Annotated in this window: 19 protein-coding genes; 4 read left to right on the forward strand and 15 right to left on the reverse strand. The window is 40.3% G+C overall.

Annotated features, from left to right (window positions below; genetic code table 11):
• Positions 1-8: 8 nt before the first annotated feature.
• The 8 genes from MHH51_RS20370 to MHH51_RS20405 form a co-directional block, all read right to left on the reverse strand.
• Entirely contained in the window at positions 9-614 is a 606-nt protein-coding gene (locus MHH51_RS20370) for a TetR/AcrR family transcriptional regulator (RefSeq protein WP_147212280.1), read from the reverse strand.
• 127 nt (positions 615-741) lie between these two features.
• Positions 742-1,881, reverse strand: a complete 1,140-nt coding sequence (locus MHH51_RS20375; protein ID WP_339283306.1) for an acyl-CoA dehydrogenase — start codon at positions 1,879-1,881, stop codon at positions 742-744.
• Positions 1,882-1,883: 2 nt separating this feature from the next.
• A complete protein-coding gene (locus MHH51_RS20380) occupies positions 1,884-3,023 on the reverse strand; it encodes an acyl-CoA dehydrogenase (RefSeq protein WP_339283308.1) in 1,140 nt (379 codons plus the stop codon).
• A 39-nt stretch (positions 3,024-3,062) separates the two neighbouring features.
• On the reverse strand, positions 3,063-3,920 hold the full coding sequence (locus tag MHH51_RS20385; RefSeq protein ID WP_339283310.1) for a 3-hydroxybutyryl-CoA dehydrogenase: 858 nt from the start codon (positions 3,918-3,920) through the stop codon (positions 3,063-3,065).
• 40 nt (positions 3,921-3,960) lie between these two features.
• Positions 3,961-5,148, reverse strand: coding sequence for an acetyl-CoA C-acetyltransferase (locus tag MHH51_RS20390; RefSeq protein WP_147212283.1), 1,188 nt, complete (start codon positions 5,146-5,148; stop codon positions 3,961-3,963).
• An 88-nt stretch (positions 5,149-5,236) separates the two neighbouring features.
• Positions 5,237-7,345, reverse strand: a complete 2,109-nt coding sequence (locus MHH51_RS20395; RefSeq protein ID WP_156985173.1) for a heterodisulfide reductase-related iron-sulfur binding cluster — start codon at positions 7,343-7,345, stop codon at positions 5,237-5,239.
• A gap of 302 nt (positions 7,346-7,647) precedes the next feature.
• The gene (gene argS / locus MHH51_RS20400; RefSeq protein WP_339283312.1) at positions 7,648-9,318 is read right to left on the reverse strand and encodes an arginine--tRNA ligase; all 1,671 of its coding nucleotides are present in this window, start codon (positions 9,316-9,318) and stop codon (positions 7,648-7,650) included.
• A 184-nt stretch (positions 9,319-9,502) separates the two neighbouring features.
• Positions 9,503-9,934 (reverse strand): DUF1934 domain-containing protein, encoded by a 432-nt coding sequence (locus MHH51_RS20405; protein WP_339283313.1) that lies wholly within the window; start codon positions 9,932-9,934, stop codon positions 9,503-9,505.
• 297 nt (positions 9,935-10,231) lie between these two features.
• Here MHH51_RS20405 and MHH51_RS20410 point away from each other — a divergent pair, with 297 nt between their 5' ends.
• Positions 10,232-12,250, forward strand: a complete 2,019-nt coding sequence (locus MHH51_RS20410; protein ID WP_339283314.1) for a PBP1A family penicillin-binding protein — start codon at positions 10,232-10,234, stop codon at positions 12,248-12,250.
• 143 nt (positions 12,251-12,393) lie between these two features.
• Here MHH51_RS20410 and ssuE read toward each other — a convergent pair whose 3' ends face one another.
• The 4 genes from ssuE to MHH51_RS20430 all read right to left on the reverse strand — a co-directional run bounded on the left by ssuE (position 12,394) and on the right by MHH51_RS20430 (position 16,231).
• Entirely contained in the window at positions 12,394-12,930 is a 537-nt protein-coding gene (gene ssuE / locus MHH51_RS20415; protein ID WP_339283315.1) for an NADPH-dependent FMN reductase, read from the reverse strand.
• Positions 12,931-13,051: 121 nt separating this feature from the next.
• Complete coding sequence (locus MHH51_RS20420; protein WP_339283316.1) at positions 13,052-14,350, reverse strand: LLM class flavin-dependent oxidoreductase; 1,299 nt, start codon at positions 14,348-14,350, stop codon at positions 13,052-13,054.
• Positions 14,351-14,365: 15 nt separating this feature from the next.
• A complete protein-coding gene (locus MHH51_RS20425; protein ID WP_339283317.1) occupies positions 14,366-15,148 on the reverse strand; it encodes a transporter substrate-binding domain-containing protein in 783 nt (260 codons plus the stop codon).
• A gap of 78 nt (positions 15,149-15,226) precedes the next feature.
• Complete coding sequence (locus MHH51_RS20430; RefSeq protein ID WP_339283318.1) at positions 15,227-16,231, reverse strand: MsnO8 family LLM class oxidoreductase; 1,005 nt, start codon at positions 16,229-16,231, stop codon at positions 15,227-15,229.
• 508 nt (positions 16,232-16,739) lie between these two features.
• Here MHH51_RS20430 and MHH51_RS20435 point away from each other — a divergent pair.
• The 3 genes from MHH51_RS20435 to MHH51_RS20445 all read left to right on the forward strand — a co-directional run bounded on the left by MHH51_RS20435 (position 16,740) and on the right by MHH51_RS20445 (position 19,446).
• Positions 16,740-17,678, forward strand: a complete 939-nt coding sequence (locus tag MHH51_RS20435) for a LysR family transcriptional regulator (RefSeq protein WP_339283320.1) — start codon at positions 16,740-16,742, stop codon at positions 17,676-17,678.
• A 274-nt stretch (positions 17,679-17,952) separates the two neighbouring features.
• A complete protein-coding gene (locus MHH51_RS20440) occupies positions 17,953-18,735 on the forward strand; it encodes an amino acid ABC transporter ATP-binding protein (protein ID WP_147212293.1) in 783 nt (260 codons plus the stop codon).
• A gap of 33 nt (positions 18,736-18,768) precedes the next feature.
• A complete protein-coding gene (locus tag MHH51_RS20445; protein WP_147212294.1) occupies positions 18,769-19,446 on the forward strand; it encodes an amino acid ABC transporter permease in 678 nt (225 codons plus the stop codon).
• 219 nt (positions 19,447-19,665) lie between these two features.
• Here the strand turns inward: MHH51_RS20445 and MHH51_RS20450 are convergent, their stop codons facing one another.
• The 3 genes from MHH51_RS20450 to MHH51_RS20460 form a co-directional block, all read right to left on the reverse strand.
• Positions 19,666-20,181: a YwhD family protein gene (locus MHH51_RS20450; protein ID WP_246145257.1), complete on the reverse strand. Its 516-nt coding sequence runs from the start codon at positions 20,179-20,181 to the stop codon at positions 19,666-19,668.
• Between the two features lie 62 nt (positions 20,182-20,243).
• Positions 20,244-20,750, reverse strand: coding sequence for a YwgA family protein (locus MHH51_RS20455; protein WP_339283322.1), 507 nt, complete (start codon positions 20,748-20,750; stop codon positions 20,244-20,246).
• Between the two features lie 6 nt (positions 20,751-20,756).
• Positions 20,757-22,058, reverse strand: coding sequence for an HD domain-containing protein (locus MHH51_RS20460; RefSeq protein WP_339283323.1), 1,302 nt, complete (start codon positions 22,056-22,058; stop codon positions 20,757-20,759).
• Positions 22,059-22,189 lie beyond the last annotated feature (131 nt).

Consider the following 22,189-nt stretch of genomic DNA (forward strand, 5'->3'; position numbering starts at 1 on the left):
TCATATGTTTACAGCCAACAATTCACTTGTTTCATCTGTAATTCTACGTATTCATCGATAGTAAATTCTTTTTGAATCATCCAGCGGCGGAAGCACCACATATGTCCACTGACGACAATATTATTTGCCAAAAAATAAATTTCTTTAGAGCTCAGCTTTTCTTTTAAGGAAACAGTCAAGAGCTCCTCCATCATTCCAACAACCTTACGCTCCTGCTCCAGCACAAACTTGCGCTTTTCTTTATTTAATGATTTCGTTTCCTGATACAGCATTAAAATTTCAGGCTGTATGGTATCCATAAAATAAAGATATTGCCGGATGGCCTGACGCAGACTTTCGTCTGATGGATTATCTACAGAAATCGTTGCTGTAAGCTGATCACGCACTTGATCATGTACAAATTCGCAAACAAGAAAAAGCACATCCTCTTTTGTTCTAATGTATTCATATAATGTGCCAATGCTGAATCCAGATTCTTTGGCAATTTCTCTTGTCGTAGTCCGGTGAAAGCCTTTTTCCTTAAACAGCCGCATGGCCCCTTCAATAATTTGTTTTCTGCGCCGCATTACGAGCTCCTGGTCTTTGACAGAGGAGCGGATCTGATCTTCACTCATCACTCAACCTCCTTTTTGTAAATGAGATTTCATTAAATGGGCGGTTCTCTATGATAAAATCAGTGTTTATTCCTCCATAGCATTCACAAATATTATGTTCAGCTTCAATTACTGAAAGAGAATATATTTATTTTGTCAGCATCCGTCCGATAACAAGCCGCTGGATTTCATTTGTACCCTCGTAAATTTGCGTAATCTTAGCATCACGCATATAGCGCTCCACTGGATAGTCTTTTGTGTATCCATAGCCGCCAAAAATTTGCACTGCTTCTACGGTAATACGCATCGCCGCATCACCTGCGAATAATTTCGACATGGCAGATGCTTTTCCATAGGCTTTTCCAGCTGATTCTAGCCATGCAGCCTGGTAGGTTAACAGACGGGCTGCTTCGATATCTGTTGCCATATCTGCCAGTTTGAAGGATATGCCTTGGTTGGCTGCAATCGGCTTGCCGAATTGCTCTCTTCCCTTCGCATAAGCTGCAGCTGCATCCAGTGCTCCTTGCGCAATTCCCAGAGCCTGTGCAGCAATGCCGTTTCTGCCTCCATCTAATGTGGTCATTGCAATTTTAAAACCGTCTCCTTCTTCCCCCAATACATTTTCTGCAGGTATTCTGCAATTCTCGAAGATTAACTCTGTAGTAGGAGATGAACGAATGCCAAGCTTCTTTTCTTTTTTGCCGAATGTGAAGCCATCTGTTCCTTTTTCAACAATAAATGCAGTAATGCCTTTATGTTTTTTATCCGCATCTGTTTTTGCAAAAACAATATAGAGATCTGCCACGCCGCCATTTGTGATCCACACTTTGCTGCCATTCAATATATAATCCGTACCGTCTCTTTTAGCTGTTGTTTTCATCGACACTACATCGCTGCCGGCCCCAGGCTCTGATAAGGCATAAGCCCCCAGCGCTTCTCCAGTTGCAAGCCGTTGTAAAAAGTTCTGCTTCTGTTCTTCATTGCCATATTTATAAATTGGCCAGCTCGCCAAAGATAAATGAGCCGAAAGCGTTACTCCCGTGGAAGCACAGACACGCGATAGTTCCTCTACTGCAATCACATAGCTCACATAATCGGAACCTATCCCTCCATATTCCTCCGGCCAGGGGATACCTGTTAATCCAAGCTCTGCCATCTGATTGAAAATCTCCCTGTCAAATCGCTCTTCTTCATCCCTCTCCGCCGCTGTCGGCTCCACTTCATTTTCAGCAAAATCTCTGACCATTTTCCGCAGCATTTCTTGTTCTTCGGTTAATTGAAAATTCATTTCTATCTCCCCTTCAATAGCTCTTTAGATATCACGATATGCTGTATTTCATTCGTTCCTTCATAAATCTCCGTTACCTTCGCATCACGAAACAGCCTTTCAACAGGATATTCTTTGGTATAGCCATAGCCGCCATAAATCTGAACAGCCTCAATTGCATTTTGCATTGCTGCTTTTGTTGCTGTCAGCTTCGCCATAGACGTTTCCTTTATACAGGCTTGATTCATTTCAATCCGTTTTGCTGCTTGATAGGTTAATAGCTTTGCCGCTTCCACCTTCGTCGCCATCTCTGCCAGCTTAAAGGAAATCCCCTGATTTGCTGCAATCGGTTTGCCAAACTGCTCCCTTTCCTTTGCATAAGCAACGGAATAATCCAGCGCTGCCTCCGCAATACCGAGACCCTGGGCCGCAATGCCAATTCTCCCGATATTTAAGTTAGCCATCGCTATTTTAAAGCCCTGCCCTTCCTTACCAAGTAGATTCTCCTTAGGAATCCGGCATTGCTCAAAGGTTAGTTCAACCGTACTTGAACCCTTCAATCCCATTTTCTTTTCATTCTTTCCAATCACCAGACCCGGACTATCTCTTTCAACAATAAAAGCACTGATCCCGTCCTTATCACCACTTGTTCTGGCAAATGTAATAAATGTATCGGCATATTCCCCGTTAGTAATAAATACTTTTGAACCGTTCAATACGTACATATCATCGACCAGCTTAGCCGTTGTTTTTAAACCGCTTGCATCTGAGCCGGAATTTGCCTCTGTTAAAGCAAAAGCACCTAAGTATTCTCCGGAAGCAAGCTTGGGAATATATTTCTTTTTCTGTTCCTCCGTTCCAAAATAAAGAATCGGATTTGTGCCGACAGAGGTGTGTACCGACAAAATAACACCAATTGTTGCACTTGCCTTTGACAGCTCGTGAATCACACGGATATAGGAACTGAAATCCATACCGGCACCCCCATACTTCTCCGGTATAGGAATACCCATTAATCCAAGCTCTCCCATCTTCGCAATAATTTCTTTCGGAAAACGGTCTTCCTCCTCCATCCGCCCGACTTCCTTGGCAATCTCATCGCGGGCAAAGTCTTGAACCATTTTGATTAACATTTTTTGTTCCTCTGTTTGTGTAATAATCAATATGCATACCCCTTCCACGTTCAATACGTGTTCTCTTTTTTAATCACTATATGTGTAAAAGCCTCTGCCTGCCTTCTTGCCGAGTCTTCCTGCCTGCACGTACTGTCTCAGGAGCGGGCATGGACGATATTTACTGTCTCCGAAGCCTTCGTGAAGAATCTCCATAATGGATAAGCATGTATCCAGACCAATGAAATCTGCCAACTGCAGCGGCCCCATTGGATGATTCATCCCCAGTTTCATTACCTGGTCCACATCTTCTATACTCGCAATCCCTTCAAAAATGGTATAAACTGCTTCATTAATCATCGGCATCAGAATGCGATTGGAAACAAAGCCCGGAAAATCTTTCACCTCTACATCCTGTTTATCTAAGGCCTCCGACAATTCTTTAACTGTCTGGTAAGTTGCTTCACTCGTTTCCAGTCCCCGAATAATTTCAACCAGCTTCATCACGGGAACAGGGTTCATAAAATGCATGCCGATAAATTGCTCAGCTCTATTGGTGACAGAAGCAATTTCAGTAATCGGCAAGGAGGATGTATTGGTCGCAAAAATGGTATGCTTCGGTGCAAGCTCATCAAGCCGTTGGAATACTTCTTTTTTCACTTCCACTTTTTCAACAACCGCTTCAATAATAAAATCAGCTGTAATCGGATCTGCATCCAGATCAACAACAAGCTGCAGACAATTTAACGCCTCTTTCTTTGTATCCGCTTCCATTTTTCCTTTAGCAATATCCTTATCAAATATCTTCTCAATATACTGCTTTCCCCTTTTCAGCGCCTCTATGTTTGTATCATACATTTTCACCTGATAGCCGGAACGGGCAAAAACGAGCGCAATTCCTGCACCCATTTGCCCTGCTCCAATAACCATTACTTCTTTTACAGTCATGATAACACGCTCCTTTTAGAAGTTTTTTTAACGCACACAATTAATCTGCCGGTACTTCAATTAAAACAGCATCTCCCTGGCCGCCTCCGCTGCAGATCGCCGCAATGCCTTTTCCACCGCCGCGGCGTTTTAACTCGTGGATTAATGTTAGGATAATCCGATTACCGCTTGCGCCAATCGGATGTCCCAGCGCGACTGCTCCACCATTGACATTTATTTTTTCCTCATCAATATCTGCAATTTGTCCGCTTGCCAGTGCAACAACTGCAAATGCTTCATTAATTTCGTAGAGATCGATTTCTTCCTGGGATACACCTGTTTTTTCTAACAGACGATTAATTACTAAGCCTGGAGTCTGCGGAAAGTTTTTTGCTTCCACTGCTACTTCCGCATGGCCTAAAATTGTTGCCAGCGGCTTTTTATTTAATTCCTTTGCTTTTTCATCTGACATGACAACTACAGCACTCGCTCCATCGTTCACACCAGGTGCGTTGCCTGCTGTAATGGTGCCGTCTTTATCGAATGCAGGCCGTAGCGCAGCTAATTTCTCAACAGTTGTTCCTTTTCTCGGTGTTTCGTCTTCACTGACAACAATCGGCTCACCTTTACGGACAGGGATTTCTACAGGAACAATTTCATCTGCAAACTTCCCTGATTCGATCGCATTTACTGCCAGCTGCTGACTCCTCGCTGCCCATTCATCCTGGCGTTCACGTGACACTTTAAAGGATGCAGCTGTGTCGTTGCCATAGCTTCCCATATGGTTTCCTGTAAAAGTGCAGGTAAGACCATCATGAATCATTAAATCCTTTACCGATTTATCACCCATGCGGTTTCCCCATCTGGCATCAGGTAAAAAATATGGTGCATTGCTCATGCTTTCCATTCCGCCGGCAACAATTATATTTTCTTCGCCTAACCGGATTAATTGATCTGCCAATGTAACACTGCGCAGCCCGGAAGCACAGACCTTATTAATTGTTTCTGTTTTTACCTCCCATGGAATGCCTGCCTCCACTGCAGCCTGCCTTGACGGAATTTGTCCCTGTCCACCTTGCAGAACGGTTCCCATAATCACTTCATCTACATCTGCACCATCAAGTTCAGCTCTTTCTAATGCTGCTTTAATTGCTGCTGCTCCCAGATTTACTGCTGTTAACGGTGTTAATGCTCCCCCAAATTTCCCAAAAGGGGTGCGCGCCCCCGCAACAATAACCGATTTTCTCATAATATATAGCCTCCCTTTATACTTCGAACGAACGCTCGTTCAATGAACAGTAGAAAGTATAGAGAGGACACCCGCCCTCTCTATACCTTTATGCTGTTTTTTCTTCATTTTGTTCAAAAACAGATAGTGCCAAAATCTCAGCAACATCCATTGTACCAATATCCTCTTCTACTTCTTTTGCTTTTGTGCCATCACTCAGCATTGTTAAACAATATGGACATGCACTTGAAATCATTGACGGCTGTACTTGTAATGCCTGCTCTGTACGCGCAACGTTAATCCGGTTTCCAGTCGTTTCTTCTGTCCACATTAAGCCGCCGCCCGCGCCACAGCACATTCCATTTTCACGGCTACGGTTCATTTCCACCAGCTCCAGGCCTGGAATAGCCTTCAGTATTTCCCGAGGTGGATCGTATACGCCATTATATCTTCCTAAATAACAGGAATCATGATAAGTTAATCTTTCATTTATTGCTTTTTGCGGCTTCAATTTTCCTGACATAATCAGGTCATAGAGCAGCTGTGTATGATGATATACCTCTGCCTCAAATCCAAAGTCAGGGTATTCATTCTTAAATATATTGTACGCGTGCGGGTCTATCGTGACAATTTTCGTGACGTCATTCTTTGTAAATTGCTTGATATTTTTCTCCGCAATTTCCTGGAATAAAAACTCATTACCAATCCGTCTTGCTGTATCACCAGAGTTTGCCTCTGTATTTCCCAGGATAGCAAAGCTGACATCGGCCTGGTTCATTAATTTTGCAAAGCTGAGTGCAATTTTTTGGCTGCGGCTGTCAAAGGAGCCCATCGAGCTGACCCAGAATAAATACTCGAATGTTTTATCTTCCTTCTTCAATTCCTTCACTGTCGGAATATAAACGGATTCATCTTCATCACGCCATTTAATCCGATCCTTCTTGGATAATCCCCAGGGATTGCCCTGACGTTCAATATTCATGACAGCACGCTGAATATCAGAATCCATTTTTCCTTCTGTCATGACTAAATAACGACGCATATCAATAATCGTACCAACATGCTCATTATTTACAGGGCAGGCATCCTCACAGTTCCGGCAGGTCGTACATCCAGACAGCTCCTCCTCTGTGATTACATCACCAATCAAGCTCATACTTTGAACGGATGCAGCAGCTTCCTTGCTTGCAGAAGCCTGGTTGCCTGCAGCTCCTGAAAAGGCGTAGGAAGGAACCCAGGCTGATTTGCCGGTAACTGCCGCTCCTTTTTCCGTTAAATGGTCCCGGACCTTAATCATAATATCCATCGGCGAAAGCATTTTTCCTGTGCCAGAAGCCGGACACACATCCGTACAACGGCCGCATTCCACACAGGCATAGAAATCTATCATCTGATGCTGCTTGAAGTCTTCTACCTTCCCGACTCCAAAAGCAATCTCCTCTTCACTTTCTTCATCCATATCCTCTAAATCAAAATCAAGCTTTTCTAATTTCCCGGGTACCTGCTTGCTCAGGAATACATTGATTGGTGCAGCAATTAAGTGTGCATGCTTGGACTGCGGCACATACACCAAGAATGTAAGCAATGTTACCGTATGTACCCACCAGGCAATATAAAATAGCACCATCGCTGTACCTGCTGAAACACCGCCAAATAAGCTGGCAAAGATACTGGCAACCGGCTCTGCCCATGTTACTTCATGTCCGTGCCAAATCATAGCCATTCCATTTCCAAACAGTACGGAAACCATTAATGTACCGATAAAAATAAGAACAAGCCCTGCTTTAAATCCCCTTTTCAAACGGACCAGTTTCTCCATATAACGGCGGTAAAATGCCCATACAACTGCAACTAAAATCATCAGCGTCACGAGCTCCTGGAAAAAGATAAATCCCGGGTAGAGCACGCCGAACGGCAAATGGTTTCCAGGGGAGAGCCCTTTGATAAACATATCAATAGCTCCGAACTGAACCAGGATAAAGCCATAAAACATCATGACATGAATCGTACCGGATTTTTTATCCTTTAATAGCTTCGACTGCCCAAATACATTTTTTATAATGCGCTGGATTCTCAACTTTATCTCGCCATCAAACTCTGATTTTTGTCCAAGTCTGATATAAGTAACCCGTGTTGCAATGACTTTGGCAAATAAGAATAGTGCATAGCCCGTCACAGCTAAAAATGCTATCCAATTAATCATCAGAAATGTATCCAATATCATTTCCCCCTCTATATATTATAATATAAATTGTTAGCGTTTTCATATTTTAATAAAAAATAATTCTATCTCTACTTTAAAACATGAATGAACATTCAGTCAACCTATTTCAAGGGAAATAACGATATTTTTTAGATTGATATATCAAATTGAACGTAAATAAATATCCTTTAACAGGAATTAAGTTTATGAATAACCTGCATAAGGAATTCCTTTCAATTACGTGTCTTTAATGTAATCAAAAAATCCCACAAAGAAATCAACCATTTCTCTGCGGGATTTTTTTGATCATCTTCAAATTACATTTTCTCCGGAGCAGTTACTCCCAAAATACCTAATCCATTTGCCAATGTTTGACGCACAGCTTTCATTAAAGCAATACGTGCGCCCGTACGCTCGGGATTATCTGCATCTAATACTTTCTCTGCATTATAGAAGCTATGCAGCGTCGATGCCAAATCAAATACATATTGGGTTACTTTATGCGGTGTTTGTTTATCTGCTGCATCTGCAATCACTTGCGGTAGCTCCCCTACTTTTTTAAGCAGATCCAGTTCCTTTTCCGCTGTTAATAGGGACGCATCGAACGCTTCCTCTGTTGCAAAGCCTTTATTTTTTGCCTGTTCAAGCATTGTACAGATACGTGCATGTGCATATTGAACATAGTAAACCGGGTTATCATTGGATTGTGATTTTGCCAAATCCATATCGAAATCCAATTGCGAGTCATTTGAGCGCGCAACAAAATAATAACGTACCGCATCAATTCCTACTTCATCCATAAGCTCTCTTAACGATACAGCTTTACCTGTACGCTTACTCATTTTAACTTTTTCTCCGCCTTCAAACAGGTTTACCATTTGAATAATTTTCACGGAGAATTTATCGACTGGATAACCCATAGCCTCAAGAGCTGCACGCATTCTTGGTATATAACCATGGTGATCTGCGCCCCATACGTTAATAATCTGATCAAAGCCGCGGTCTAATTTATTTTTATGATAAGCAATATCCGGAGTTAAATAGGTGTAAGCTCCATCCTGCTTGATAAGTACACGGTCTTTATCGTCCCCGAATGCTGTCGTCTTAAACCATAATGCCCCATCTTTTTCATAGGTATAGCCGCCATCTTCCAGCACTTTTAAAGCATCATCAATCTGATTATCCTTAAAGAGTGAACGCTCGGAGAACCAGCTGTCAAATTCAACACGGAAATCTTTTAAATCATTTTCAATATTACGCAAGGAGGCTTTAAGTCCATATTCTTTAAAATAATCCAGACGCTCTTCATGTGATCTCTCCGCCCAGATATCTCCTTCTTCTTTCACAAGCGTTTTCGCAATATCAATGATTGCCTGCCCATGATAGCCATCTTCCGGCATATCAACAGACTGTCCTAATTCCTGCAAATAACGAGCTTCTACCGATAAACCTAAATTATTAATTTGGTTTCCTGCATCATTAATATAATATTCTCTCTCTACTTCATAGCCGGCAGCTGCAAAAAGATTACACAAAACATCTCCAAACGCCGCATTTCTTGCATGACCTAAATGGAGATCTCCGGTCGGATTAACGGATACAAATTCGACTTGCACCTTCTCGCCATTGCCGTCCTTCGAAGTTCCATAAGCATCTCCAGCCTCAAGCACCGTTTCAATCACTTCACCTAAGAAATCCTGCTTCATATAGAAATTAATAAATCCTGGTCCGGCAATATCTACCTTTTCAATGGATGCTTTCTGCTTATCTAATTTCGCTACAATATCATCTGCGATTTGACGTGGTGCTTTTTTTGCAATCCGTGCCAGCTGCATCGCAATATTGGTAGCAAAATCGCCATGCGCTTTATCTTTTGGTTTTTCCAGAATAATATTGGGAATGGTGTCCTCTGTTGCAAGCTCTGCAGCAATGACGGCTGTATGAATTTGTTCCTTTAATGTTTCTTCTGCTTGTGCTAATACGTTCATTTCCTGTTTCCTCCTTGTTTCATCCCCCGCAGGCAGTTTAAGGAACACGCCCGTACCGGTGGATTGCTCTTACGCCAGAAAGGGATTCCACTAACGTTCCGCCCCTCCTGTCATGGCTTTACTTTTGGCAATTCCTCCCCCGCTTACTCTCTTTGCATTTCTTGAAGGCAAGGGGAATTCTTACTTATTTTGTTGAAAATTGCAGCTCGAGCTGATGCTTACGTTCTATTTGGCCATTCAGCTTCATTGTATAATTCATATCAAGCACCCGCGGCATTGTATCCTCTCTAAATGTGATGGATTCCACAAAAGTTTCCATATGAATATTGCCATGCATATGCTGATAAATATTTTCTGTTTTTTGACCTAACTGAAATTGCTGATTCATTTGGATGGCACCTGTGCGCTTTATAGAAACACGCTCTGGACGAATCATAATCATATTCTGGATGGTTCCGGCTTCTTCAACCTCTTCCTTGTATCTCAGCACATCGATGTCGCCTTTTTTTGTCCATTCCCCAGTAAAAGTCTGCTCCTGGGTTTCCTGATCGCCTGAATCCAAATCAAAAATCAGTGTCTTCAACGTAATATTGACATGTTCGGAATTTTGTTGCATAGGTACTCCTTCTATCATTTTTCTTAATTTAATGTATTTGTTTATTATATCTATAAAACACTATGATAAGCAATACTCTTGCTGATGAAAAACTTTACCACGGCATAAGAGCCCATAATCCCCCTTACTTTTATAGAAATATCTATTTTAATCTGGATGTCGAAAATCTCCCGCTAAATCAAGTTTCACTTTACAGGTTTATAAAATCATTTCTTTTTCCATAATGAAGAGAGAGGATATACAAACTCCAGTATCACCATTTTAGTGAAGACACATTATTTTTGGAGACGATGAAGGATGAAATCATTAAAAGAACTGCGCCTAATCTACAAGCTGATTGGCGGTATCATTTTACTGATGATTGCTGGAATATTAGCGATCTACTTATTAGCTTATTTAATGGGACCGCCAAATCTCAGTAATCAATCTCCCGCTATTTTTTATGATCAGGAAGGAGAAATCATTGAAGATAGCTTTGGAGATTCTTATGAATGGGTTTCTTTAGACAATATAGATCCTTCTGCTATTCAGGCAACCCTGGTTATAGAAGATAATCGCTTCTTTGATCATAACGGTCTTGATTTCTTTCGTATTGCGAAATCATTGTGGAATAATTTTGTTTCCGGCTCGTTGAAGGAAGGAGCCAGCACCATCACACAGCAATATGCAAGAAATCTCTATCTATCTCCAAAGAAAACCTGGTCCCGGAAGCTGCAGGAAGCTTTCTATGCCATTCGCTTAGAAATGTTTTATTCTAAGGAAGAAATCTTAGAAGGCTATATGAATACTATCTATTATGGACACGGCGCTCATGGGATTGAAGCTGCAAGTAATTATTTTTTTGGAAAGCCTGCTGATCAGCTGTCCCTGGCAGAAGCAAGTATGCTGGCTGGAGTTCCAAAGGGACCTACCTATTATTCTCCATTAAATAATTTAGAAAATGCCACTAACAGGCAGCAGCTTATTCTTAAAAGGATGCTTGATAATGAGCTTATTTCTGAGGCGGACTATACTGCAGCAATAAATGAAAAATTAAATTATCAAAAACAGGCTCCTGTTGAAGAAGCGGCATCTTTTTTTAAGGATCAGGCATTAAAAGAAGCTGCGCAGATTTTAAATAAGGACGTAGAAGAGGTAAAGCTTGGTGGTTACCGGCTCCACACAACTTTAAACAGTGATTATCAGCAGGAAATGGAAGCAGCAGCTGCCCAAACCATCGATGAAAAGAGCGACTTGGAAGCTGCCGGCATTTCTATTGTCCCGCAAACGGGTGAAGTAGTAGCAATGGTGGGTGGAATCGATTATCATACAAGCAGCTACAACCGGGCAGTCGATGCCAAAAGGATGCCAGGCTCTACCTTTAAGCCAATTTTATATTATGCTGCATTGGAAAACGGTTATACAGCCAGTACGACTTTAACCAGTGAAGCTACTTCCTTCCAGCTTTCTGATGGTTCTACGTATCAGCCGAGTAATTTTAACGGGTATTATGCAGATGCGCCAATCACGCTTGCTCAGGCAATTGCTTTATCAGATAACATTTATGCTGTGAAAACAGCACTTTATATAGGCGGAGACCGATTTATAGAAGCAGCGAAAAAATTTGGGATTAAAAGCGATTTAAATTCAGTCCCTTCCTTAGCCCTCGGCACTTCTTCTGTTTCTGTGATTGAGTTGACAAATGCTTATGCCCGTCTTGCAAATGGAGGGAAGGCAGTCACTCCTTATCTGATTGAAGAAATTACAGATGCTGATGGAAAATCCCTTTACTCACATAAACCAGAGGAGGGAAAGGCGGTACTGGATGAGAAAAAAGCTTTTATTCTGACACAGCTTCTTACAGGAATGTTTGACGAGACGTTAAACGGCTATACGAGTGTCACCGGGGCAAATGTCAATAATCAGCTGACTGATATTTATGCCGGCAAATCCGGTACGACAGACTTTGACAGCTGGATGGTCGGATACAGCCCCGTTATTTCTACCGGTATTTGGGTCGGGTATGATGACCATAGAGAAATGACTAATGTAGCAGAAACAGCTTTTTCAAAAGAGATATGGGCAAATTACATGGAGAAAATTGATCAGGATGGAAAAAATGTCTTTTCCATGCCCTCTGGTGTTGTTGGCCTCCCAGTTGATCCTGTCAGCGGATTACGGGCAGATGTAAGCTGTGAAAAAAGCAGAATTATGTTTTATGAAAAGGGTACTGAACCGCTTGGATACTGTCATAATGATGAAGCAGAGCAGCAGGATGAAGAAATAGATAAGCCGGACAGAGGGGTTTTGGAAAAGTGGTTTGAAATGTTATTCTAATATCATGTAAACTCTACTCATATCAGAATAGAAAAACCCTCTAAACGAGGGCAAATTATCAAGTATTCATTTTTAATATATTTAAAGCTGATCTTACCGCAGCATCCTGAAGGTCAAATCCCGGATGCTGTGATTTTTTTATGTCAAACCAGCTCCTGACTTTTTAATTGCTCTAAAAAATAGTCTAATTGCTTTTGCGTCCTATTCAGCATGGCATCATCTAAAATTGGGTTTTCTCTCGTTTTATCAATTTCGCTATCTTGAAAATATAAACCTTTTAAGTTTTGGCTTTTCAGTGTAGCAAGTAATGGTTTTAGAGCATAATCCAGCGCCAATAAATGAGAGAGGCTTCCCCCTGTCATAACCGGCAGTGAAACAGTTCCCCGTAAAACATCCTGAGGCATAAGATCAAATAATGCTTTCAGCACTCCTGCGTAAGAAGCTTTATATACAGGGGATCCGACAATAATTCCCTCTGCTTTTTCCAAATCAGCTGCTATCTCTTTTATTTTTGAACTTTGAAAGTTGGCAAATAATAAATCTTCAGCATCCACATCTCTGACAGATATATATTTCACAGAAAAGCCTTTCTGCTCCGCCCGGTTACCCAAATAATAAAGAATGCGTTCTGATCTGGACAGTGGCGAAGGGCTTCCTGATATAATAACAATTGCACTCACATTCATTCTCCTTTCCTTCTTTAAAGAGGATATTCAAACAGCCCAATAAAATAATCCTGTGAATTTCTCTGTTCTCTTTGAACACGTACTTTTAAAACTAAACTCTATCCGGCAGGTGTTCCTAGTTTTTAAAACGATTTTCAGGAACCGATAATCCGAGATTCCCCCGTAAAGTATCGCTTTTACCATCACTTTGAAAGGAACCTTTCCTCTCCAGCAGCGGAAGTACATGCTTCAGAAAATCATCATATTGCTTCCCTAATACATACATACTAATTACAAACCCATCTGCAGCTTCATTCTCTACCCATTCAATCATTTTGTCAGCAACCTGCTCATAGGTGCCGAAAAATTCATTTCTTGGTGTAGCAACACTTAAAGCAACCTCTCTTAATGTTAAATTCTCTTCTTTTGCCCGCTTTTTGATATCATCCGTCGTGGATTGAAAGCTGTTTTTCCCGACATCGCCAATATCCGGGAATGGCTCATCTAATGGAAACTGACTAAAATCAAAATGGTCAAAGAAACGTCCTAAATAGTTGAGTGCTTCCTCGATACTGATTAAATTTTTAATTTCATTATATTTTTCTTCTGCTTCTTCCTCTGTCGCGCCAATAATCGGAGATAGAGCAGGTAAAATTGCAATATCCTCCGGTTTTCTTCCATTTTCTGCAGCCAGCTTTTTCAATGCACGATAATATTCCTGAGAGCTTTCTAAAGTGGATTTATTCGTAAAAATTGCTTCCCCGTGTTTTGCCGCAAATCGTATTCCGGTTTTAGACGATCCAGCTTGAAAAATAACCGGCTGTCCCTGCCTGGAACGGTTAATATTTAATGGACCTTCTGCTTTAAAAAATTCTCCTGAATGATTTAAACGGTGCATCTTCTCCGCATTAAAAAACTGACCTGTTTCCCTATTTCTGACAAAGGCATCGTCTTCCCAGGAATCCCATAATCCTTTGACAACGTCTAAATATTCATCTGCCATTTGATAACGCACCTTATGCTCTGGATGATTTCCTTTATTAAAATTGGATGCTGTTCCTTCCAATGGGGAGGTAACGACATTCCATCCAGCTCTACCTCCTGATAATTTGTCTAAAGAGGCAAATTGACGTGCAATATTAAATGGTTCACTATACGTTGTTGAAACAGTTCCCGCTAAGCCGATTTTTTCTGTGACTGCTGCCAAAGCCGATAATAATGTTAACGGTTCAAAACGGTTGAGAAAATGCGGAATGGATTTTTCATTAATGTGCAGCCCATCTGCAATAAATACAAAATCCATTCCGGCTGCTTCTGCTTTTTTGGTGACAGATATATAATGGTTCAAATTAACGCTGGCATCATCAGGTACTTCCTCTGACTTCCAGGAGTTCATATGTCCACCCGGTCCTTGTATCATTACTCCAAGTTTCATTTATTTTCTTCCTCTCTATTGTTCTTCTGCTAAAAAGTCGACATCAAACCATTTTAAAGATATTTCAGAAAATGTTCCGTCTTCCTTCAATTTTTCAATGGATTGATTAATTTCCGCGATTAATTCCTGATTTTCTTCTGTCTTTTGGAATGGCAGTGCTACCGGCTGATCCCCAAACGGTTCATCAACAATCTCAAGTGGAATATCCCGCTGACTAATCTGTGCCATCAGCTGCTCTCTGCCATAAATAAATCCGTCTACTTTTCCTGTATTAATATCGGTATAAGCTACATCCGTAGATTCATAAATAACTAATTCATAATCTTCTTCCGGGAAATTTTCTTTTAAGACATTTTCAAAATTGGTTCCTAAAATACTGACTAATTCTTTTCCAGCAAGATCATCTAATGATTCTATCTTCGGGTCTTTATTGGAGGTAGCAACAACTGCTTTTGAACTATAGTACGGATCCGTGAAATCATACGCTTCTCCCCGCTCAGGAGTTGCTGCAAAATTAATTGCTGTATCTACCTTTCCAGACTGCAAATTTGCCAGAACACCATCCCATTCTGTTAAAACCCACTCCACTTCATAGCCTATATCATCGAAAATGGCATTAAATATATCTACATTAAATCCAACAAGCTCTCCATCTTCCTGAAAGGTATGCGGAAATCCATCTGGTACTGCCCCGACCTTAATCACCTTCTCTTCCGATGAATCGCTTCCTTCTCCCTGACCGCAAGCCGCGGCAAGAAGTAAGAATGCAGCAGATACAAATAAAAGTAATTTTTTCATTTATTTCCCCCTTCGATTCATTTAAGAACCATTCGTATTTGACACAGGTTCAAGCCTTTGTCATTGTATATTCACCAATCAATTCCAGTCCAGCACTGGGGCTGTTAACTGTCCTAACAGCTCAAATGACTTGAAACGTTTCTTTCTGCTTTGAATCGGTGTATGCAGAATAAACTCATTAATTTGAAAGATATCTGCCAAACGGTCCAGCTCTTCCTTGATACTATCCGTACTTCCTGCAAGCAGCTCCACTTCCTGTTCCTTCACTTCAAAAGATTCATCTGTCTGGCTCCGGAACAATTCTATTTGCTCAGGAGACTGAACAGAAATAGAACGGCCGCTTTCTAATTGCAGCTTATAAATTTTATAATTACTTGTTTCTTTTTCTGCTTCTGCTTGTGTTTCTGCCGCAAAAGAAGCAATGGCAAGTGCAAATACACCTTTTGGATATATGCTTCGATATTCGCTTACTGCCTCTTGCAGAACTTCATCATTACCATTTAAAAATCGTGCAAATACAAAATTAGCTCTCTGCTCTGCCGCAAGTCTGGCACTATCTTTACTGGCCCCCAAAAGATAAATCGACGGGTTCTTCTTCGTTTCCGGTAAAGCTTTTGCGCCGTATAAAGAATGATCTTCCGGCAATTGATCAGAAATAAATTGCTGCAGCGTCTTGAATCTTTCATCAAACAAAATTTCCGGTCCTGCCCCGCCATATTGCAGTGCATTCGTTGATAATGAAAAACCGCCGGGAGCTTTCCCTACACCAAGCTCCACCCGCTCTGGTGCCAATGCAGACAGCACTTTAAAGTTCTCTGCTACCTTATAAGGACTGTAATGCTGAAGCATTACACCTCCTGAACCGATTTTAATAGAGGATGTTTTTGCTAATAAATAAGGAATAAGCACTTCTGGCGAACTCCCGGCTAAATCAAGTGATTGATGATGCTCTGACACCCAAAAACGGTTATATCCCCATTCCTCTGCTTTTTGTGCTAATTGCACTGTTGCTTCTAATGCCTCTTCTGTTGTCTCTTCTGAAAAGATAGGACTTTGATCAAGTATTCCCAGCTTATACCCCATTCCTTTCTCCTCCCATGTTCCAAAATTCTATTACCAGTCAACTAAAATTGCTTGATTGATTTCCATTTTCAATATCAAAAATTATTTTGAGTATACCAAGCGTTTTACAATGATTTATAAATTTAATATAGTATAGCATCCTATCAAATTCCCCACAATAGGCGCTGTTATAAATTATTATTAACCTGCTTATAGACAAAACCTATATGGCTTCGTCCAGGTATTCTCTGTTCACATTTTCTTATGTCATCTTCATATCTGATTACTATACTATGATTTGAGCAGCACCATGTTAACAATATACACAGTAACAGAGAAGCTTTTTTTAATTTTGTATGGCGGGATAATTTCATTTATTATAAATTCCCTCTCTTGTTTTGCTGGATGGCTCAAAACCGCAGAAGTGATATAACTCTCCTGATCATTTGAATATGAATCATAGTGACATTTTCCAACCCAATGTATATAATATTGATAAAATTACTTCGAATTAGGAGGGTTTTCGTTTATGAATATTGAAAACATCGAGGCCTTTGTACTGGTAAATCATTTTGGAAGTATCAATAAAGCTTCCCGTGCACTTTTCTTATCGCAGCCATCTGTCACCGCAAGAATCCAGTCTTTAGAACGGGAATTAGATACTCAGCTCTTTGAACGTGCAGGCAGACAACTCATCATTACAGAAAAAGCAAAAGAATTCCTTCCTTATGCAGAACAGATTATTGAGTTTTATAAAACTGGGAAAAAACAGTTGAAAACACATGAACTATCCGAACAAATAACTATTGGATGCACGCAGCTCATTTCCAATTATCTGCTTACCAGAATCATTCCGGCATTCTCCAGGAGATATCCGCAGGTTCAGGTAAAAGTAATTACTGGCTCAAGCGAAGCAATTCAGCATAAAGTATTAAATCAAGAAATAGACCTTGGTTTTGTCAAAAAAGGAGCCCATCCTCTCCTCACTTCTGAAATCGTGCTTGAAAGTCCTATTAATCTATTCGTTGAGCCGAATCATCCTTTTGCGGATGCCAGTTTGATTGATATAAATGATTTGGAAAAAGAGACCATCATCTTTTTTGAGTGCGGCTCCCTGGACTGGTCCATGGTGCGCAACCTCTTTCAGAATCTCAGCTTACAGCCAACCATCCAATATGAAGTAGATAATATGGAGCTGGCGAAGGGATTGATTATGAGCGGGAATGGGATTGGTTTCTTACCGGAAATCAGTGTACGAAAAGAACTTCAGTGTCAAAAATTAGTCCATATTCATTTAGATGTCCTATCCAATCTGTCTTTAAAAACAAACATGATTTCCTATACAAATGAAAAACCTGCTTATTATAATGCTTTGCTGGAAATTGCTCAAGAAGAGGGAAAAACATATAATCTTTTAGAACCTGAAGCAAGTGTTCAACAAAGAAGAGTTCCGGATTTTGAAGATTGAGAAGACATGTTTTAGTAAATAAAAGGAACTCTTCTCACATTATACCCCCGCTGCAAGACACAGCCGATTTATGCAGAAGCAATTATGCCCCCATTCAATACATTTGGTGACTTTTGAACATCCTCTTATAGAAAACCTCTATAAGAACTTCTTTAAATTCCTATAAGAAGAGTTATTGTTAGACGCAAATGCGCGTGATATACTAACCGATAATCTTAAAACCGATTAAATAACTAGGAATAGTTCACTTAATAAAAGAAAGGATGAATTACTCATGATAAAGGTTTCAAACTTACAGAAAAGCTATAAAAGCAATCAAGTTTTAAAAGGTATCAGCTTTCATGTGGATGAAGGCGAGGTTGTAGCAATTATCGGTCCCTCTGGTTCTGGGAAATCAACATTACTGCGATGCCTTAATTTTCTAGAAAAACCCAATGAAGGACATATTGAAATTGGCGGAATTTTCGTCGATACCGCCAAAGCTACTAAAAAAGAGATTCATCAATTACGGTTACAAACATCAATGGTTTTTCAACACTATAACCTTTTTAAAAACATTACTGCTTTAAAAAATGTCGCCCATCCTTTGAGGGTAACTAAAAAATTAGATAAGAAAAAAGCAGAAGAAATCGGCCGCCATTTATTGGAACAAGTAGGATTATCAAATAAAGCAGACCACTACCCCATTTCTCTGTCGGGCGGGCAGCAGCAGCGTGTAGGTATTGCCCGTGCGCTGGCGGTTAATCCAAATGCTATTTTATTCGATGAACCTACATCTTCTCTTGATCCGGAATGGGTAGGAGAAGTGCTCCGCGTCATATCAAGAATCGCAGACAAGGAAAAAACAATGATTATTGTCACACATGAAATGAATTTCGCACGGGAGGTTGCCGACAGGGTCATTTTTATGGATGATGGCTTCATTGTTGAACAGGGTACACCAGAAGAAGTTTTTGATTATCCTGCAAATGACAGAACGAAAAAATTCTTACGGGATTATCAAAGACAAATCACAGGGAAGACAGACAATAAAATGGAGAAATTCGCTATTGTCTAACACTTAAATTAGAAAAGATGGCGGTGTCCAAATATGAATTTCGATTTTAAATATATGTTTGAAATTATTCCTGAGCTTTTAACCTATGTGCCAGTTACGCTGTATATAGCGATTGCTTCCATGATTATAGCTGTCATTATTGCTATTTTTCTTTCTTTAATCCTGGTCAACCGAACTCCGGTTTTACATCAATTGGCGCTGATTTATATTTCTTTTTTCCGGGGGACTCCGCCGCTGGTACAGCTCTTAATGATTTATTTCGGGCTGCCTCAGCTGCTGCCTTCATTCAATTCTATTACTGCAATGACCGCTGCTATTCTTGCGTTTAGCTTAAATGTTTCCGCATACCTTGCAGAAATTTTCCGTGCAGGATTGGAATCGGTAGACAAAGGGCAGGCTGAAGCAGCACTGACAACCGGGATGACCTATCCGCAGGCATTAAAATCAATTATTCTGCCACAGGCTGCGCGAAATGCTATTCCAGCTACTGGAAACACCTTTCTTGGATTGCTGAAGAACACCTCCTTAGCATTTACAGTCGGAGTTACTGAATTACTTGCCCAAGGAAAATTATTGGCTACAGCCACGCTTCATTTCTTTGAAGCCTATATGGCAGTTGCACTGATTTATTGGGGATTAACTGCTTTATACAGCTGGCTGCAATCCTGGTATGAAAAGAAAATCAGCAAAGCATATGTCAGAGAAGTTTAAACATCGTTGTCTGGTCAAAGCTGGGGTGCAGTTATCGTGGAGAAGATAAAATTAAAATTCCAGGGCAAAAAAAGCAGTCCGTATCGACAAATTCGATACGGACTGCTTTTTGTCCTAGTAAACATGAGTTAGCCCATGTACTCATAGTTTACAAAGTATTTAAGAAAAGTACAAGAATTTCTAAATTTGTTCATAATTCATTCACAATTTTGTCAAAGATCAGCTTTCCATTCCTAATTGATCTTTCAGTTCTGAAGACGAATTTTCCCACATTTCAGGCTTGAATTCTTTCAGGAAGTTTCCTAATAATTTTTTTGAAGGCTCGTCCATATGTTCAACAATAATATGGCCTTTCAATGATTTCTCCATATGCTTCACATGCTCTGCCATGGATTTATAAGCTCGTTTGATTTCCCGATTAACGCGGATTTCACTGCCGGCAACTCCAGCATAATACGGACCATTTTCTCCTTTTTCCACTGTGACCCAGACAATCCAATAAAGCTTCCCGCCTTGTACTTCTTCACGGTCTCTAATCCATTTCACACGGCGCTCTACAGAACTTCTTGCATGCATCGCATCCATATCAACATATGCTTTACCTTCATTCGGATCTACAATAATCGATGACATATTTTCAAGGCTGACTGTTCCAGCTCCATAACCGCCATGACCATCTGTAGAATCGTCTTTTATAATTGTAAATGTATTTTTTTTCTTCTTTCCGTCTGTCAATGTTATTCCCTCCTGCTTCATTCTGACCTTTTTCCCATTCTACCACGTTCTAACAGGCTTTTTTAGTGAGAAGACTTATCCTGTAATTCATCAATAAATTGGAAGGCTTCATTCATTTCTTCATCTGTATATTTCAGCTTTGGCTTTACCTTATGTACTTTATCAATTATTTCCTCCCGCGGTAAATAAGAAAAATACAGCACCGTAGAGACAAGCTCCAAAAAGCGGGCACTGCAATCCTGCAGCACACTGATTCTGTCTTCTATTTCAGGAATATTCACTTTAAATTGATTTAAAAAAGTAGCTCCATCCTCTGTTATTGAATAGTGATATTGATGGTAATTACTTTTTTCTTCCTTTTCTTCATTTAAAAAGTTTAAATTACAGAGTTCCTCCACCCGCAATGTCAGTTCTTCTGAATAAGGTCCATAAAAATGGAATTGATATTTTTCTTCAAAGGGGACCCGGCATTGCTGCAAGATATAAATCATTTTCTGTAATTTCTTTCTTCCAGTTACTTGCTTGGCTTTAGAGAAAAAATAGAGCAGTTTCGCATGATTGTCTAACACAAATGGTCATTCCTTCCCGTACAATATATCTAGAATTCTTTTCTTCAAATCAGTATCTTCTATCGCTTGAATCCTATCCTTAGGAAAATACAGCTTATGGTCTGTCCTTTTTTTACCTGAAATCGCCTCGACAATATCAGAATGACGGGATAATTCCTTCAAACCGCCATCCGGCATCAAAAGGTGTATCGGCAGACGTTCCTCTTCTTCACCTGGACGATAAAAATCATACGGTAAATCAGAAGATGAATCCACCACTAAATAATATTTTGGATTAATACCCGCTTTTTTAAACAGCTGATAAAGCTCCATTCCTGCATTAATCTGAGGATCTGGGTTGTATTCCACATACTTAAATAAATGACGGTTAATAAACCGGTAGCATAAATCAGCTAAAATATCATCTTTTTCTTCCTGCCACTGCTGGAAATAGTAATATACAATCATATCATCCAGCTTTAAATAGTCTGACAGCTTCACTTTTTCTTCAAAAAATGAAATAAAGTGTGTCGGCTCCAGCTGAAATTGATAGGAATCATCTTCATAAAGCACCTTTGCACGTTGAAAGATTTTTGACAGGATAACCTCTGCACTTCTGGTTACAGGATGGAAATAAACCTGCCAGTACATTTGATAACGGCTCATAATATAATCTTCCACCGCATGCATCCCTGTTGATTTAATCACTACCTGATCATCCATCGGCCGCATAACACGCAAAATACGCTCCATATCAAAATGGCCGTAGCTCACTCCGGTAAAATAAGCATCGCGCTGCAGATAATCCATTCGATCCGCATCAATTTGACTGGATATCAGACTCACCACAAGCTTGTCTGAATACGTCTTGGCAATAACATCGGCTACCTTCTCAGGAAAATCAGCAGAAACTTTCTTCAATATCTGATTTACCTTCGTATCTCCCAGGATAATTTTTTGTGTAAACTGCTCATGATCCAGCTTGAATACTTTCTCAAATGAATGCGAGAATGGTCCGTGCCCTAAATCATGCAATAACGCTGCACAAAGGCATAGCAGCCGCTGTTCTCTATTCCATCTTTCACGATCTGCAAAATTATTGGTAATCCTTCTTACAATTTCATAGACTCCCAGGGAATGGTTAAAACGGCTATGCTCTGCACCATGAAAAGTCAGATTGGTGGTTCCCAGCTGTTTTATCCGGCGCAGCCTTTGAAATTCTGGTGTGGCAATCAAATCCCAGACAGCCCGGTCCCGGACATGAATATACCGGTGGACTGGATCTTTAAATACCTTCTCTTCTATTAATTGTTCATCTTTATATGCCATATATTTGTCCCCATCCGTATTTTCCGAAAAATTTTTCGCATACCTTTTTCAGAAAAGGTCCAGCGTATTTGTTTTCATATTTTTGATGAAGTGCTTTTTACTTCTTTTCCACATATGCTTTTATTATATTA

Source organism: Oceanobacillus sp. FSL K6-3682 (genome assembly GCF_037976165.1).
GTDB classification, from domain to species: domain Bacteria; phylum Bacillota; class Bacilli; order Bacillales; family Amphibacillaceae; genus Oceanobacillus; species Oceanobacillus sojae.